Genomic DNA, 16300 nt, shown 5'->3' with positions numbered 1-16300 from the left:
AAAACGGGCCTCAACCCGGGGTCAGAGCCTCATCGCCCCTGCGACAGCCCTGCGCTGACGCAGGAGGGCGACGCGGTAAAGGGTGATGCCACCGGCGACGATCTTGCGCTTGCGGCCCCTGGCCCGCAGACCTTACGCCGGGTCGGAGAAAGACAGCGTCGGCACGTCCACCGCTGTGGCACCGCCATCAACGGTCAGCACCGCGCCGGTGATCATCGCGGCCTCTTCCGAACAAAGGAAGGCAACGGCGGCGGCGATGTCCTCGCCGGTGGCGGGGCGGCCAAGCGGGACGTCGCGGGTAACCAGGGCATAGGCCTCCTCTATTCCGCCAAGGGCGCGACGCTCGACCAGTTCGCGCATCTCCATGTCGGCCATTTCGGTGCGCACCCAGCCCGGACAGATCGCGTTGCAGCGCACGCCTTTCACGCCGAAATCACGCGCAATCGATCTGGTCAGGCCAATCAGTCCGTGTTTCATCGTGACATAGCCACAGGACTCGGGTGCCGCTGCCAGCGCGGCAATCGAGGCCATCATCAGCACGTTACCACGGGTTTCGATCAATGCAGGCATCGCGGCCCGTGCTGTGACCAGGGCGGTGTTGAGATTGGCCTCGACCGAAGCGCCCCAGTCTTCGTCCGAAATCTCTGTCAAGGTCCCGTAGCCGAAACCGCCGGCGTTGCAGACCACCGCGTGCAACCCGCCAAAGCGGTCGCGCGCGAGCCTCACAAGGCTTTCCATATGCGCGCGCGAGGCGGCGTCACCCGCCACGGCCACGCCGCCGCAGCTTTCCGCGACACGCTCTATCGGTTCGGCACGGCGGCCGGTCAGAATGACATTGGCGCCTTCGGCAGCAAGCCGCCTGGCCGATGCCGCGCCGATGCCGGTGCCAGCGCCGGTCACGATGACGGTCTTTCCGGTGTAACGGTTCATCTGGTTGCTCCTTTTTCAGACAGGTAGGCCCGGGCCAGCGCCCGCGCATGGGTGACAAACCGGGTGTTGCGCGCCCCGGAGCCGTCTTCGTTCATGCGGGTGATGATCCAGCCGACATAGGTTGCGGCGCGCAGGACAATGAAGAGATCCAGCGCCGCAAGATCGAGATCGCGCACTGACAGATAGCCTTCGATCAGCGCGGCCTTGAGACCGTCGTAGTTCGGTTCGTTCTGGTTGCGGATCAGCGTCGTTGCGATGTCGAACAGTCTGTAGCCAAAACCGCCGTCGTCAAAGTCGATCAGCTGCAGCCTGTCGCCATCGACCATGATGTTTTCCCGCACGAGATCGGCATGGATCAGGCCGAAATCCAGCTTGTCGCCAATCTGTGCCAGCCGGTCGCGGGCGGTGTCGCGCAGCCGCATGAACAGCAACCGGTCCGCGTCAGAGAGCGTGGGATTGTCCCAGAACCTGTCCCAGACAGGTGTCTCTCCGACCAGACCCGCGCGGTCCCAGCTTTGGCGGGTGAAGCCTTCCGGCCGGGACCAGCTGTCAGAAACCTCATGCAGGCGCGCCATTTCGCGGCCGATGTTGCGAAACAGCGTGATGCTGTCCTTGACCTGAAGGGCAACCCCGGTCTTGCCGACAGGGGCGCCGGGCAGCCATGTCAGAACGTCAACGGCATGTGCGCCAACCATGTGCAGCAACGCGCCGGAGGCCGAGGGCACCGGCCTGGGCACATGCAGCCCGCCGCGATCCAGCGCCGCCATCCACATCAGTTCAGAGCGCAATTCCGCCTCGGTGCGGTAGCCCGGGCGGCGCAGCCTCAGGGCATAGGTGCGATCTGCGTGATCGACGCGGAACACCTGGTTCTCGCGTGCTGCGACCAGCGACCAGGAAGCCCCTGCGAACTCCCAGAGCGCCAGCGCCTGTTCGACAATGGCGTTCATGGTTGCAATGGCGTGCTGGACAGGACCTCATCCAGCGTTTCGATCAGCAGATCGACATGTTCGGTCGAAAACGGCAGGGGCGGCCGGATCTTCAGCGTATTCTTGTGCCGCCCCAGCTTGGACAGGATGATGCCACGGTGGCGCAGCGCGTTGATCACCTGATCGGTAAAGGCGCTGGCCGGAGCCTTGGTTTCGCGGTCCAGCACCATCTCTGCGCCAAAGACCAGACCCGAGCCGCGCACGTCACCGATGCAAAGGTGCTTGTCTTGCAAGGCTTCAAGGCGACCGCGGGCATAGGCTCCGACCGTTCTGGAATTGGCCAGCAATTGCTTGTCCTCGATCTCTTCCAGCACCGCCATGGCCGCAGCACAGGATACCGGGTTGCCGCCAAAGGTGTTGAAGTAGCGATAGCCGCCCCGGAAGGTTTTCAGGATCTCTGCCCGCGTCACCACACCGCCGACCGGGTGGCCGTTGCCCATCGGCTTGCCCAGTGTCATCACGTCAGGCACCACGCCCATCTTCTGATGCGCCCACATATGGGTGCCGGTGCGCGCGAAACCTGATTGCACCTCGTCGCAGATCAGCAGCCCGCCGGCCTTGCGCACGACGTCGGCGACCGGTTTCAGCCAGCCATCGGGATGATCGGGGAACCCTTCGTTCAGGAAATAGGGGCAGATCACCAGCGCGGCAAAGCCGATGCCGCTTTTCTCGTGTTCCGCGATCTGCTCCGCCACAGAATTTGCAAAGATCGTGCCGTCAGGGTCGGGATTGCGGTAGCTGTCAGGAGCCTCGACAAAGCGGAAATACTGGCCAAGGCCAAAGCCGACCGTGGGCCGGTTCGACTGGCTGAGCTGGCTGACCAGCGCGGTATTGCCGTGATAGGTGGCATCCGTCGCGATGATGCCGCGTTTGCCGGTCATGCCCTCGGCCATGCGCAGGGCGATGTCGTTCGCCTCGGACCCGGTGCAGGTCAGGATGGCGCTATCGAGTGCGGCGTCCATCGTGCCGGTCAGCTTCTCGACGTAATCGAGAATGCCGTCATGCAGATAGCGTGTATGTGTGTTCAGGGTTCCCGCCTGCGCGCAGATCGCCTCGACCACGCGGGGGTTGCAATGGCCCACCACCGGCACGTTGTTGTAGCAGTCCAGATACTTGCGGCCCTCGGCATCCCAGAGCCAGACGCCTTCGCCTTTCACCAGATGCAGCGGGTCATCATAGAAGGTCGAGACATTGGGGCCAAGCAAGCGGGCCCGGTCGGCAAGCAACCTTGGGGTATCACGTTTCATTCTGGTCCTCTCCTGACGGTCACGGACGGGCAGCGCGCCGGGTGCGCGCATGGCTTTCGGATGGGTTCAGCATATCGGCCGGTACTGCGTTCAGGCCGGCCGCATGCGCGCGCGGATTGCGGTGGTATCGGTCATAGCGCAATCCATGCGGTCTTGAGGTCCATGTATTTTTCCATCGCGTGCAATGACTTGTCGTGCCCGTTGCCGGATTGCTTGTGCCCGCCCAACGGGACGGTCAGATCGGAACCGCCGTAGGTGTTCACGTGAATGACGCCGGAGCGGATGCGGCCGATCATCCGGTGCGCCCGCGACAGGTTTGATGTCCAGACCCCGGCGGCAAGGCCGAAGTCGGTGCCGTTGGCGAGGCGGATCGCCTCGTCCTCGTCCCTGAAGGTCGTGACGGCAAGCACCGGTCCGAAGACCTCATTGCGAAACAGGTGGTCCGTCGGTTTGACGCCGGAGATGATCGTCGGCTGCATGTAGAAGCCGCCGGTGTCTTGCAGGATTTGTGCGCCGCCGGTGCGGCGCTCGGCGCCCTCGGCCTCGGCACGGGCGACAAAGCCGAGGTTGGCCTGCAGCTGCACATCCGAATGCACCGCGCCGATCTGGCTGTTGAGGTCCAGCGGATCGCCCACCACGAAGGCCTCGGCTTGGTGTGTCAGGGCTTGCACGAAATCTTCCGCGATGTCTTCCTGCACCAGCAGCCGCGACCCGGCCACGCAGACCTGGCCGGAGTTCCGGAAGATGCCCCCTGCCGAGATTGCCGCAGCGGCGGCCAGATCGGGCGCGTCATTGAAGACGATGTTGGGGGATTTGCCGCCCAGTTCCAGGTAGCAGCGTTTGAGGTTGGAGCGCGCCGAATATTCCAGCAACCGCCGCCCTGTGCCGCCGGAGCCGGTGAAGACAAGCACGTCGACATCCATGCTCAGCGCTAGCGCCGCTCCGGCAGTGGCACCCCGGCCGGTGACGACGTTGAACACGCCGTCGGGCAGGCCGGCCTCGCTGGCAAGTTCGGCGATCCTGAGCAAGGTCAACGACGCGGTTTCCCCCGGTTTCAGCACCAGCGAATTGCCCGCAGCAAGCGCCGGGGCGATTTTCCAGCTGCCGATCATCAGTGGAAAGTTCCAGGGGACAATCGCCCCGACCACCCCGACCGGGCCGTGATGAACCAGCCCCAGGACATTGTCCGCTGTGGGCGCGATCTGGCCATAGATCTTGTCGATGGCCTCTCCATAGTAGCGGAAGGTGTTGGCCGCCGAGAGCGCCTCGGCCTTGAAGGCCATGCCGATCTCTGTCCCGTTGTCCCGCACGCCCAGCACCGCAAGCTCCAGTGCGCGGGCCTCGATCAGGTCTGCCAGGCGCAACAGAACCTTCTTGCGTGCGGCAGGGGCCATCCGCGACCAGCGGCCATCCTCGAACGCCTCGCGGGCACTGCTGACGGCCCGCGCGACATCCGCTGCGCTGCCGTCGGCGATCTGCGTCAGGACGCTGCCGTCGATCGGCGAGATGACCTCCAATGTCCCGCCCTCGGCAGCAGGCACGCTGCGGCCGCCAATGAAATGTCCCTGCAGGGGAACATCTGTTGCGCGGAGTTTGTCAATTGACGCTTGATCCATCGGGTTCAACCTTGCTGGCTAGAGTGTTCGTGATCAGGGCCGATCGGGTCGGGGCCGTGCTTTGCCTTGTGCTCGCGGATCAATGTGCGCAGGTGCAGGATCAGCACCAGGAGGAGCATGACAAAGAGGATCGCCGCAATTGGCCGGCTGACAAAATCCAGCGGTGTCTTCACGGCGGCCATCGCGGTGCGCAATTTGACCTCCATGATGCCGCCCAGCACGATGCCAAGGATGATCGGCACAATCGGCAGGTTGAGCCGCTTCAGGATCAGGCCGAAGACGCCGAACCCCATCGCGATGACGCAATCGGTGGCAGAGTTGCGCAGCGAATAGACCCCGATGAAGGACAGCGTCAGGATCATCATGCCCAGAAACCGGGTCGGAATCTGCATGATCCGCAACAGCAGATTGGTCGAGAACAGCAGGAAGACCAGGACGATCACGTTCAGAAGGATCAGCGCCATATAAAGCGCCATGACGAAATCGAGCTGATCGGCAAACAATTGCGGCCCGGGGATGACGTTGTGGACATAGAACACCGTCAGCATCATCGCGGTCAGTGCCTCACCCGGAATGCCAAGGGCAAGCAGGGGGATCATCGCCGCCGCAGGCACCGCGTTGTTGGCCGCTTCCGAGGCGACGAGCCCCTCTGGCGACCCCTTGCCGAACAATTCAGGGGTTTTCGAGGATTTCTGCGCATAGGTGTAGGACAGGAATTGCGCCGTGAATTCACCGACGCCGGGGATCATGCCCATCAGCACGCCCAAGGACGACGACACCGTCGCGATGCGCTTGATGCCCAGAAGTTCCTTGAAACCGGACATCATGCTGCCGCTGACGGCGGCTTTTTCCGGCGTGTGGTCGCGTTCGATCAGCAACAGGAAGGCCTGACTGATGGCAAAGAGGCCCAGCACCACCACGATCAGATCGAAACCGGAGGCCAGCCATGACTGATCGAAGGTATATCGCTTTGTGTATTTGACCGGCTCCAGCCCGACGGTGTTCAGAAAGATGCCCAGAAAGGCCAGCATCCCCGCGGCAAAGGTCTGCCCCCGGTGCGCCACGACGACCAGCAAAATGCCGAGAAACGCCGCCAGAAAGATCTCCCTGCTGCCGAAATGCGGGGCAATCCATGCCAGGAGCGGTGACAGGACGATCAGACAGAGGATGGAGAAGACACCGCCAAAGAACGACGCGGTATAGGCGAGGGAAACCGCCCGGTGACCTTCGCCGCGCTTGGTCATCGGGTAGCCGTCATATGTGGTCAGCGCGTTGACGGGCGTGCCGGGCGTGTTGATCAGGATCGCGGGAATGGCGCCCCCGTACATCGAACTGCCATAGATGCCGAGCAACAATGTCAGACCGACGATGGGTTCAAAGGAAAAGGTGGCAGGCAGAAGGATGGCGATGGCAATCGCGGGGCCGACCCCGGGCAGGGCGCCGATGACAACGCCGCCGATCGAGCCGATCAGCAGGGCGACCATGACGTCCCAGTGGGCGAGGATTGCGAGGCCTGAAATCAAGGTGTCCATATCGGCCTCACAGATAGATCATTGCAAAGGAGCGGATGCCGTCCGGGAGATATTGGTAGATCTCACCAGCCGGGATCTTTACCTGCAGAAAGCCGCGGAAGATCAACGCGGTGACAACGCCGAACAGGACGGCGGAGAGGATGAATTTCCACCCTCTGAACCCCGCGCGTATTGTCAGGAAAAGGGTGAAGACAATCGTCGATGGCAGGTAACCAAGCTGCGGCACCAGCACCACGTAGATGAAGAAATACAGGACATATTCTGCGGCCCGCAGCCAGAACAGGACTTCGGTCCATCGCCCCGCAATGCGCGGCGAGACGAGCGAGCCGAGCAGGTGGAACGCGCCAAAGACAAACATGCCCACGACCCCGATGCCCGGCCAGAGTGCTGGCTGGCTATACCACTTTGTCCGTTTTGCGATGACTGTCTGTTCTCCGAGTTGCGAGAGCAGAAAAGCTGCAAAAGCCAGAAACAGGACCGCAAAGACAAGGTCTCCGGGGCGCCGATACCGTTGGAACAAGTCTTGGAACATCTTCAGCTTGGCCATGAGAGTGCTTTCTTGCTTGGAGCGGACGGACCGGGAGGGGCTGAGCCCCCCGGCCGCATCGGGTTAGTTGTCGAGCAGTTGCTGGATCTCGGTGTTGACCTCGATGTCCTGCGCAATCTGGTCGGAGGCCTGTGCCGCATCTTTCCAGTAGATCAGCGCCCCGGTGTCCTGGGCCAGCTTCTTGGCGGCGTCGGTTTCCAGCGCAGCCTTTGCCGCGGCCTCGATCTTGTCGGCGGCCTCTTGCGGGGTGCCTTTGGGCAGGAACAGACCGTTCCACAGTGACAGGGTCAGGCCAGGAACCAGTTCCGCAATTGTCGGCGTATCGGGTGTCACGGGTGTGCGGGCTTCGCCGATGCTGGCCAGAATCTTGAGATCGTCGATGCACGGCAGCAGCGTCTGAAGTGTCGCGTTGACGATATCGACGTCGCCGGAGGCAAGAACGTTGCAATCCAGCAGGTCAAAAGCCGCTTCCGAAGTGAAATCCCAGCCACTTTTCTGAGCGCCGGCAAAGGTCACCTGAGTTGGTGCGAGAAAGCTGCCGTAATGTCCCAGAGAGACATCGTTTGTTTTTGCATATTCCGAGAGTTCTTCCCAGGTGTCGTAGGGCTGGCTGGCCAGGGTCGCGACCACAAAGGGATAGGTCAGGAAAATGCCCACCGGGTCGAATGGGTTCGGGTCGAGTTCCGGAATGCCAATGGTGGGGCCAACAACAGGAACGTCGATGACGAAGGAACCGACAGTATAGCCGTCCGGTTTGGCACCGGCCACTTCAACAGCACCTGGGAAAGGGCCGCCACCGCCGCCGGGTTTGTTCACGACCGCGGCGGGGACGCCGTACATTTCCTGGAATTTGTCGGCGATCATCCGGGTCAGGACGTCTTCGAGATCTCCGGGAGGGAACGGGACAATGAATTCGACCGGCTTTTCAGGATATTCGGCAAAAGCCGCGGTTGCGCTCAGCACAAGGGCCAGCGCGGTATGTGTTATCATCTTGTTCATGGTTTTCTCCTTGGTGTTAGACTTCAGTTTTGTCAGTCCAGACTGGAATTGGCTGGACCGGGGCTTTTTAACGGGGCTTTTTAAGGTGCACGCGGCACGATGCCGTCGCTGACCCATTGATCGAAAATATTCAGGGCAATTGCCGAGAATTCCGTGTCGTTGATGTGGGCCTCGGTTTCGGTCACCGCGACAGAGTCGGCTGCAGTCTCGCGCAGCTCTGACACGAAGGCGGCCAATCCTTCGGGATCGTGGCAGTCACCGCCGGGGCGGTCCCATTCCTCGATCCCGCCACGGGGAATGATCAGATGGGTCGGTGCGGCACTTTCCCCCAGACGCTTGTTAAGCTCGCGCGCGATCTCGCGGCGCTCTTCCTGATTGTAGAAGGTATTCTTGACCAGCTTGTTGTGCATATGAATTGGCCGGTCCGCGAAACGTTCGGGAATGTCCTGCCAACCGGCAAAGTCGATCAGGTCCATGCAGCCGGGCGCGACAAGTTGCGGAATGCCTGCGCGGCCGGCAGCCCGGTGCCTGTCGCGCCCGGCATTCACCACCGATCCCGCAAGAAGGTTGCCAAGCTCGGACCCTGCGAAGTCGAAGACGCAGACAAAGGCCTTTTGTGCGGCGAGCTGTTCAAATGCCATGCCGCCCATACCCATGGCGTGAAAGACCGCGACCTCATAGCCGCGCTCTTCCAGTGCGGGTTTCAGCTGTTTGATGTATTTCAGGCAGGAGGTGCCAAGAGAGGTGACGCCGATCAGGGGGCGTTCGACCTGGACCGGCTCCGCCGCGCGGGCCGCACCGAGAACCGCCCCCGCCGCCTGCGCCAGCGATGCGCGGCAGATCGCGTTCATGCCGTATAGCCCGCCAGCCCAGAGGATCATCTGGATGTCCGGTGACAGGCGTTCAGCCGGAATGAGCGCCGAGAAGGAGACCGTCGAGACAACGTATTTTGGCATCCCGAGCGGGAGTGCCTGACAGACATCCAGCGCAAGGTCGGTTCCCATCGTGCCACCCAGGATGATCACGCCGTCGATCTGACCCGCATCGACCAGCCGCCGGGCCAGAACCTGCGCGCCGGCAGACATGATGTTCATCGCCACATGTTCATTGCCGCTTTCGATCGCGGCTTCGATGGAGCTGTCCCCGGCCTCGGCAACCTGGTGTTTGGAGATGTCCGTCGGCGTCTCGGGATTGCCAAGCACGCTGACATCCATGGTCAGGATGGCGCCGCCAAGACTGCGAATCTTTTCCGCAATAAACTCAAGCTCACTGTTCTTTGTGTCGTATGTTCCGATGACCAGTATTGTTTTGTCGGTCACATCGTTTCTCCCTGTTGCTGGCGGACCTCAGCTGCGCATGATGGCGCCTGTCCGATCGTAGTAAGGCGCGAGCTGCACGCGCAATGGATACATTTTCCCGGCGATCTGAACCTCGAAACCGCCCTCGTCGATCCAGGCCTTTGTCACCCCGTCGTCTTGATGCAGGCTTGCCAGGCCCACCATCGCCTCAAGCCGGAACCCCCAATCCCCTGATGTCACATGGCCCACGAGGTGACCTTCGCGCCAGATCGGTTCATTGTGGATCAGGTAGGGACCGGATGTGGCATCGACGCCCTCGACGATGCATGACAGGGTGCGGGACCTTTGCGCAGGCCCGTTTGCCTGCTGTTCGGCCAGGACATCCTTGCCCAGAAACGCATCGTCCTTGTTCAGGTCGACGGCAAAGCCAAGGCCCGCTTCATAAGGGGTACCCCCCTCGCCGATATCCTGGCCGAAGTGGCGGAACCCTTTCTCAAGACGGCAGGAATTCATCGCGAACATCCCCATATGGCGCAGCCCGAGCGGCCGGCCGGCCGCCATCAGAGCGTCATAGACATGGAGGGTGAATTCGGTCGGAAGCAGCAACTCATAGCCCAGCTCGCCCAGGAAGGAGCGCCGGATCGCCCAGCCGCGGGCATAGGCGATGTCAATCTCGCGGGCCGCGCCAAAGGGGAAAGCCTCGTTTGAAAGGTCGTCCCCCGTAAGGGAGGCAAGAATCTCGCGCGATTTCGGGCCGTGCAGGGTGATCAGACCATAGGCCGAGGTCGCGTCGAAAATCTCGAACCGCCAGGCCGGATCGGCATGATCGCGGATCCAGGCGGGATCACGGGTCTGGCCGGGATGGCCGGTGATCACCATGAAACATTCAGGCGCAATCCGGGTCACGGTGACGTCGGCCTCGATGCCGCCGCGGGTGTTCAGGAACTGGGTATAGACCGAGTTGCCAATGGGCACGTCCATCTGGGCACCGCAGACCCGGTTCAGCGCATGCACTGCATCCGGCCCCTGCACCTGGATCTTGGCATACATTGACTGGTCGATCAGCACCGCCGCATCGCGCGCGGCCAGGCATTCTTCCTGTACCAGCGGGGACCAGTCCTTCCACCACAGGTTCGGCTCTTCGTTCCAGCCTTTCTTTTCGGGGTCAAAATACATGGGTATTTCCCAGCCGATACGCTCGGCAAAGGTGGCACCTGCACTGGCCAGCCGATCATGCAGCGGAACCTTCCGGATCCCGCGCGCCGAGTGGACCTGCCGACCGGCCCAGGATACGCCGTAATGGAAGCCCACCGCTTCTGCTGCCCGGTCCCGGTTGTATCTGGTGTTCGACTGGAACGGATGGGCACGCCGCGCCAGCATCGGTCCCATGCCGCGCGAGGGCGCGCCGTCAATCATCCATTCCGCCATGGTCAGCCCGACGCCACCGGAATTCAGGATGCCGTTGGAGTTCATGCCGGTTGCAAGATAAAGCCCCCTGACCTCGGCGGTCGGGCCCAGATAGGGGCGGCCGTCCGGCGTGAAGCTTTCCGGCCCGTTAAAGAAGGTCTGGATGCCCATTTCGGACAGGGCCGGCATGCGCTCGAACATCTTTTCAAGGTTGGCCTCGACATGCTCCATGTCGAAGGGCAGCTCGTCGAATTCGAAATCCTCCGGAATACCGTCCACACCGTAGGGCTTGCCCTTCTGCTCAAAGGCGCCGATCAGCAGTTTGCCGGTGTCTTCCTTCCAGTAGCTGCGCTCTTCGGCGATGTTCAGGATCGGCTGGGTCTTTGGCAGCCCGGCGACCGGCTCGGTCACGATGTAGAAATGCTCGGCGGCGTGCAGCGGTACGGTCACGCCCATGGCCTTGGCGAAAAGGTGGCTCCACATGCCGCCCGCCAGCAGCACCTTGTTCGTTGCAATCGCGCCCTTGTCTGTTTCCACCCCGATCACCTTGCCGTCGCGCAGGATCAGATCGGTAACCTTGGTGCTCTCGAATATCTGCGCACCGTGCATCCGCGCGCCCTTGCTCAGCGCCACGGTCACATCCAGCGGGTTCACCTGGCCGTTGGAGGGTACGAAGAAGGAGGATTTCACGTCATCGGTCCGGATCAGGGGCCATTTCTCGTTCAGTTCCTCGACCGACAGCAGATAGGATTCGATGCCCATACGGGCCGCGTGGTCGTGGCTGCGCAGCAATTGTTCGTGACGCACTGCCCCCAGGGCCAGATTGATGGTGCCGTTGGGCTTGTAGCCGGTCGCCTGGCCGGTCTCTTCTTCCAGCTCGCGGAACAGGCGGGCGGTGTATTTGCCCAGCTCGGTCTGGGCGGTGCTGTCACGCAGCTGTCCGACGATGCCCGCTGCGTGCCATGTTGTGCCGCTGGCCAGTTTGCGCCGCTCGATCAGCACCGCCGGAACGCCCCGCTTTGCCAGATGATACAGCGTCGACACACCGATAATGCCGCCACCTATGATAACAACCGGGGCGTTTTCCGGGATGTTACTGGTCATGCAATTCAGGCCTTCCACCCCGGTACGGACGCGAGGTTCAGAAATTTCAATGTCCACCCCGGGTAAGATCGGAATCGGCTCTCGGGGCAATTTCACGACAGCATGACGCCATGGGTTTCCTACTCAAAAGGAAAAGCACCTTTGGTGCGAATAACGCACCACCATGGTATTTTGGTGGCCTATTGCCGCGCGCAGGCGCTAGGTTCCGAGGGAGATGCCGGTTGGTCAGCAAATTCTGGGAGGCGCAATGTCAACGGTCGACAAGGCAATGGAACTCCTGCGTCAGTTTTCCCTGGAGCGGCTGGAGATCGGCTTGAATGAACTTGCACGGATGACAGGCGAAGACAAAGCTGTCGTCCGCAGGCTGCTGATATCATTGACGAACAGCGGTTTCATTGAGCAGAATCCCGAAAATCGAAAGTACTTTCTCGGCTCGGGTTTTCTCGCGTTGGCGCGTCTTCGCGAGGCCACTGTGCCGATGATCAAGGCCACCCAGATCGTCTCTGAGTGGCTGTGCAAGAAGACCAGTGAAACGGTTCATGTCGGCATACCCGGTACCTCCGGTATGTCGACCGTGGCCTACAACCTGCCGTATCGCGGCAATGTCATCAATTTGCGGCCTGCTGACCGGTATCCATTCCATTCCTCGGCATCCGGCCTGGCCTATATGTCGTTTTGCACCGCGGAAACGCAAAGACGTCTGCTTGCGCTTCCGCGCGAAAGGCTGACGCGTTTTACGGTGACCGATCACGATGAACTTCTAAAGGTGATCGCGGCAACAAAGGCGCGCGGCTATGCCTATTCCCGAAATGCTGTTGAAGTGGGCGTCGCAAGCGTTGCGATGCCGTTCTTTGTCGATGCGACGGATCCGGCCGGCACAATCGCCATTGCGGTCCCGGATATGAACCTCACTGCCGATCACCGGGCGACACTTGTAAAAAACATGCAAATCGCTGTCAGAAAGCTGGAGTTCGCGCTGACCGGCACGTCTTCTGTCCAGGCGCCAGAACATACAGACCAGGCAGGATAGCGGGACGCCCGGCAGAATGGTCTGCCTTTGTGATGATCCAATCGCTGGCAAAGCGCGTGTTTCTGCCCGCTGGTTGTAACGCCTCTGCTGAACAGCATCAGATACCTTCGGTATATCACCGGCTGCGCTGTCAGGGTCGCGGCTCCCTTCAAAGTCAGGGTCGTCACATCACGTCATGCCGTGTTGCTCTCGCGGTGTTTCACTATTCTCTACAGCGTTTCAAAAGATGTTGCAGTTTCATTTCTTTTCTGTCAAAACCCACGCATGAGGATGGAAAATATGGCTGTTGCACCCCCGGAGAAGACCAGGAACGCGTCCATGAAGACGATAGACAAAGCGATGAATTTGCTTGATTTCTTTGTCCCGGACACCCCCGAATGGGGATTGACTGACCTGTCTCGCGCCGCCGGGATGGACAAGGTCACCGCCATGCGCATTCTCAATTCTCTGGCGACGAAGGGGATCGTCGAACAGCACCCCCAGACGCGCAAGTACCGGTTGGGAACCGCCGTGCTGCGGTTGGCGCGCATTCGTGAAGCCTCTTTTCCGGTTGTCGCGCTCTTGCAGCCGATTCTTGAAGAACTCTCAGACCGGGCCGGGGAAACGGCACATGCCTCCCTCGCCCATGGCGCGTCCCTGACAACCATCGCGATTGCAGAGCCGCGCATCGCGACCCGCGCGTTTGTCGACCCGTCGCAGCCGCTTCCGCTTCATGCCACGGCCTCGGGTCTGGTGTATCTTGCACATGTGGATGCCGCGACCTTTCAGGATTTCGTCGGTCGCATTGACCTGCACCGCTATACTGCAAATACGCTGAGCACGGCGGCGCAGCTGGAATCCCAACTGAGCCTGATCCGGGAAAAGGGCCATGCGATTGCGGTCGGGAGCTATCAGGACGATGTCATTGGTATCGCCGCCCCCATCTTTGACTGGCACGGCAATGTCACGGCAACACTGGCCGCCGCCTGCGTCGCAAGCCGAATGACGGACGAGAACCTGGCCCAGATCGTCGAATGTGTCCTTGCCGCTTCGGTCAGGGCAACAAGTGCCATGGGCGGCGATCCATCCAGAATTTCCGCTGCCAGGGCCAGGGAGGTTGCATCTTGAAACCCAAGAAACCCGTCCCGGATTTTGCCGATGTCATCTCTGGTACGCTTTTTGAGACACATGCGCTCAGCGAAGCAGCGCCTGGCTTGCGGCCCGGCCCTTTGAACTGGTTGACCCTTCCGCTTGCCATAATGGAGCCCCGCTATGATTAAGACCAACTTCCTGAAAGAAAACAACGCACGCCACCTGTGGCATCCGATGACCCACCCCGCTGACAGTCTTGCCAACCCGCCGGATATCATCGTCGGCGGTTCGGGCGTGGAGATCACCGACGTTGACGGGCACAAGACGGTCGATGCGGTTGGCGGGCTTTGGAACGTGAACCTCGGCTATTCCTGCGCTCCGGTGAAACAGGCAATTGCCGACCAGCTTGAAAAGCTCCCCTACTACTCGATCTTTCGCGGCACCTCCAACGATGCCGCGATCGAGTTGAGCTATATGCTCAAGGAGTTCTTCGCTGCCGATGGGGTGACCCGCGCCTTTTTTACCTCGGGCGGATCGGATTCCGTCGAGGTGTCCCTGCGGCTGGCGCGGCAATACCATAAGATCCGCGGCGAGGCCGGGCGGGTGAAATTTCTCAGCCTGAAGAAGGGCTATCACGGCACGCATACTTTCGGGGCGTCGGTCAATGGCAACGCCAATTTCCGCACCCAGTACGAACCCTTGATGCCAGGGTGCTTCCATATTCCGGCCCCCTACACCTATCGCAACCCCTTCAATGAGACGGACCCCGAAAGGCTTTCGCAGCTCTGCCTTGCGGCACTTGAGGATGAGATCAAGTTTCAGGGGGCCGAAACCATTGCCGGTTTCATCATGGAGCCCATCCTGGGGGCCGGCGGCGTGATCCCGCCCCATGAAAGTTTCATGCCCGGCGTGCGCTCGCTTTGCGACAAACATGGCATTCTGCTGATTGCAGATGAGGTGATCACGGCCTTCGGGCGGACCGGCAGCTGGTCCGGCTCGCGTCATTGGGGCGTGCAACCGGATATGATGTGCACGGCCAAAGCGATCACCAACGGCTATTTCCCCTTTGGGGCGGTGATGATTTCAGACCGGGTTGCCGAAGTGTTCGAGACCGACACCAGCGGCAAGGGCGCCGTCGCCTCGGGCTATACCTATTCGGGCCATCCGGTCGGTGCGGCGGCTGCGATTGCCTGCCTGAAGGAAACCGAACGCCTTCAGGTCAAGAACAATGCGGCTGCACGGGGGGCGCAGATGTGGGATGGCCTGAAGCTGCTGCAACAGAAGTACGACATGATCGGCGACATCCGCGGTGGCCATGGCCTGATGTCTGCGCTCGAACTCGTTTCGGATCGCGCGACCAAGACGCCGGTGGACAAGAAAACCATCGGGACGGTGCACCGCGTCACCTATGAAAACGGCACGATGATCCGGGTTTCCGGAAACAACATCATCCTGTCGCCGCCTCTGATCCTGACCCAGCGCGATGTCGAGACGATCCTTGCATCGCTCGACGCAGGCCTTGCTGCCGTCGCCTGACGGTTGTCACCTGTCCGGCTCCTGCCCCCTCCCTCTGCCTGTCGGCAGGAGGAGGGGGAGAGACCGGCGTGGACGATTCGGCCTCCTGTGCCGGGGTGACCCTGACGTTTCACAACGCGTTCCCGCAAAAGCCCGTGCCGGATTGGTGTGAATTTTGGTGACCATGTGCTGCAAGTCGTGCCACTGCGGCACATTCTGCCAAATGAATGATCTTATGCTGTTGCAGGAGTTCAACTGACAGGACACAGAAACATGGAACGCTTCCGCCCGAAATATGTCACTTTCGACACCCATGGCACGCTCATCAACTTCCAGATGGCAGAGGCCGCCCAAGAGCTGTACGGCCACCTTCTGGACGCGCCGCGCATGGAGGAATTCATCAAGAACTTCCAGGGCTATCGCTTTGACGAAGTGATGCAGGACTGGAAACCCTACGCCGACGTCGTCCACAACGCGCTGGAACGTGCCTGCCGCCGCAACGGTGTCGCCTTCAATTCCGAAGACGCGCTTAAGGTCTACAACAAGATCCCGACCTGGGGTCCGCATGCGGATGTCCCGGCGGGGCTGGCAAAGCTGGCCAAGGAAATTCCACTGGTCACCATCACCAACTCGATGAAGGTGCAGATCACCCATAATATCGCCAAACTCGGCGCGCCGTTTCATGCGGTGCTGACCGCTGAAGAAGCAGGCGCTTACAAGCCGCACTTCAAGGCCTTTGAGTACATGTTCGACACGCTGGGTTGCGGCCCCGAGGACGTCACGCATGTATCCTCGTCCTTCCGCCATGACCTGATGTCGGCCTATGATCTGGGGATCAAGAGCAAGGTCTGGGTCAACCGGGGTCACGAACCTGCCAACCCCTTCTACGAATACACCGAAATCCGGGATATTTCGCAGCTGCCGGGCGTTTTCGGCATCTGATCCGGCTGCGCGATCCAAGACCGCGTCGCGCCTTCCCTGGCGCGCCGCATCCTGCTGAACGGCAGACGTAAATGCC

General features: G+C 61.1%; 13 protein-coding genes. 4 read left to right on the top strand and 9 right to left on the bottom strand.

What is annotated here, in order from left to right; all coding sequences use genetic code 11:
• Positions 1–132: 132 nt before the first annotated feature.
• The 9 genes from O4H53_RS00800 to O4H53_RS00760 form a co-directional block, all read right to left on the bottom strand.
• Entirely contained in the window at positions 133–930 is a 798-nt protein-coding gene (locus tag O4H53_RS00800) for an SDR family NAD(P)-dependent oxidoreductase (protein ID WP_269360589.1), read from the bottom strand.
• The gene (locus O4H53_RS00795; protein ID WP_269360588.1) at positions 927–1877 is read right to left on the bottom strand and encodes a phosphotransferase enzyme family protein; all 951 of its coding nucleotides are present in this window, start codon (positions 1875–1877) and stop codon (positions 927–929) included. Before O4H53_RS00795 ends, O4H53_RS00800 begins: the two co-directional genes overlap by 4 nt.
• Entirely contained in the window at positions 1874–3163 is a 1290-nt protein-coding gene (locus O4H53_RS00790; protein WP_269360587.1) for an aspartate aminotransferase family protein, read from the bottom strand. The genes O4H53_RS00795 and O4H53_RS00790 overlap by 4 nt, the downstream gene beginning before the upstream one ends.
• Before the next feature lie 131 nt (positions 3164–3294).
• Positions 3295–4779 (bottom strand): aldehyde dehydrogenase family protein, encoded by a 1485-nt coding sequence (locus tag O4H53_RS00785; RefSeq protein WP_269360586.1) that lies wholly within the window; start codon positions 4777–4779, stop codon positions 3295–3297.
• Between the two features lie 5 nt (positions 4780–4784).
• Positions 4785–6311, bottom strand: a complete 1527-nt coding sequence (locus O4H53_RS00780) for a tripartite tricarboxylate transporter permease (RefSeq protein ID WP_269360585.1) — start codon at positions 6309–6311, stop codon at positions 4785–4787.
• Positions 6312–6318: 7 nt separating this feature from the next.
• Positions 6319–6858, bottom strand: coding sequence for a tripartite tricarboxylate transporter TctB family protein (locus O4H53_RS00775; RefSeq protein ID WP_269360584.1), 540 nt, complete (start codon positions 6856–6858; stop codon positions 6319–6321).
• Positions 6859–6921: 63 nt separating this feature from the next.
• Entirely contained in the window at positions 6922–7857 is a 936-nt protein-coding gene (locus O4H53_RS00770) for a tripartite tricarboxylate transporter substrate binding protein (RefSeq protein ID WP_269360583.1), read from the bottom strand.
• An 80-nt stretch (positions 7858–7937) separates the two neighbouring features.
• Positions 7938–9176: a Tm-1-like ATP-binding domain-containing protein gene (locus O4H53_RS00765; protein WP_269360582.1), complete on the bottom strand. Its 1239-nt coding sequence runs from the start codon at positions 9174–9176 to the stop codon at positions 7938–7940.
• 27 nt (positions 9177–9203) lie between these two features.
• Positions 9204–11666 (bottom strand): FAD-dependent oxidoreductase, encoded by a 2463-nt coding sequence (locus tag O4H53_RS00760; protein ID WP_269360581.1) that lies wholly within the window; start codon positions 11664–11666, stop codon positions 9204–9206.
• A 247-nt stretch (positions 11667–11913) separates the two neighbouring features.
• Between O4H53_RS00760 and O4H53_RS00755 the strand changes: the two genes are divergently transcribed.
• The 4 genes from O4H53_RS00755 to O4H53_RS00740 all read left to right on the top strand — a co-directional run bounded on the left by O4H53_RS00755 (position 11914) and on the right by O4H53_RS00740 (position 16224).
• Complete coding sequence (locus O4H53_RS00755) at positions 11914–12696, top strand: IclR family transcriptional regulator (protein WP_269360580.1); 783 nt, start codon at positions 11914–11916, stop codon at positions 12694–12696.
• 318 nt (positions 12697–13014) lie between these two features.
• On the top strand, positions 13015–13803 hold the full coding sequence (locus tag O4H53_RS00750) for an IclR family transcriptional regulator (protein WP_269360579.1): 789 nt from the start codon (positions 13015–13017) through the stop codon (positions 13801–13803).
• Positions 13804–13947: 144 nt separating this feature from the next.
• On the top strand, positions 13948–15303 hold the full coding sequence (locus tag O4H53_RS00745) for an aspartate aminotransferase family protein (protein WP_269360578.1): 1356 nt from the start codon (positions 13948–13950) through the stop codon (positions 15301–15303).
• A gap of 252 nt (positions 15304–15555) precedes the next feature.
• The gene (locus O4H53_RS00740) at positions 15556–16224 is read left to right on the top strand and encodes a haloacid dehalogenase type II (protein ID WP_269360577.1); all 669 of its coding nucleotides are present in this window, start codon (positions 15556–15558) and stop codon (positions 16222–16224) included.
• Positions 16225–16300 lie beyond the last annotated feature (76 nt).

Source organism: Sulfitobacter sp. G21635-S1 (assembly GCF_027213915.1).
Lineage (GTDB): Bacteria > Pseudomonadota > Alphaproteobacteria > Rhodobacterales > Rhodobacteraceae > Sulfitobacter.
The sequence above is the reverse complement of the archived record's forward strand: the minus strand, read 5'-3'. Positions and strand labels throughout refer to the sequence as shown.

What these genes read in the sequence shown, in the direction of transcription:
- O4H53_RS00780 (WP_269360585.1), bottom strand. Translation starts at nt 6,311, where the DNA reads ATGGACACCTTGATTTCAGGCCTCGCAATCCTCGCCCACTGGGACGTC.
- O4H53_RS00740 (WP_269360577.1), top strand. Translation starts at nt 15,556, where the DNA reads ATGGAACGCTTCCGCCCGAAATATGTCACTTTCGACACCCATGGCACG.
- O4H53_RS00760 (WP_269360581.1), bottom strand. Translation starts at nt 11,666, where the DNA reads ATGACCAGTAACATCCCGGAAAACGCCCCGGTTGTTATCATAGGTGGC.
- O4H53_RS00800 (WP_269360589.1), bottom strand. Translation starts at nt 930, where the DNA reads ATGAACCGTTACACCGGAAAGACCGTCATCGTGACCGGCGCTGGCACC.
- O4H53_RS00795 (WP_269360588.1), bottom strand. Translation starts at nt 1,877, where the DNA reads ATGAACGCCATTGTCGAACAGGCGCTGGCGCTCTGGGAGTTCGCAGGG.
- O4H53_RS00790 (WP_269360587.1), bottom strand. Translation starts at nt 3,163, where the DNA reads ATGAAACGTGATACCCCAAGGTTGCTTGCCGACCGGGCCCGCTTGCTT.
- O4H53_RS00770 (WP_269360583.1), bottom strand. Translation starts at nt 7,857, where the DNA reads ATGAACAAGATGATAACACATACCGCGCTGGCCCTTGTGCTGAGCGCA.
- O4H53_RS00745 (WP_269360578.1), top strand. Translation starts at nt 13,948, where the DNA reads ATGATTAAGACCAACTTCCTGAAAGAAAACAACGCACGCCACCTGTGG.
- O4H53_RS00755 (WP_269360580.1), top strand. Translation starts at nt 11,914, where the DNA reads ATGTCAACGGTCGACAAGGCAATGGAACTCCTGCGTCAGTTTTCCCTG.
- O4H53_RS00785 (WP_269360586.1), bottom strand. Translation starts at nt 4,779, where the DNA reads ATGGATCAAGCGTCAATTGACAAACTCCGCGCAACAGATGTTCCCCTG.
- O4H53_RS00750 (WP_269360579.1), top strand. Translation starts at nt 13,015, where the DNA reads ATGAAGACGATAGACAAAGCGATGAATTTGCTTGATTTCTTTGTCCCG.
- O4H53_RS00775 (WP_269360584.1), bottom strand. Translation starts at nt 6,858, where the DNA reads ATGGCCAAGCTGAAGATGTTCCAAGACTTGTTCCAACGGTATCGGCGC.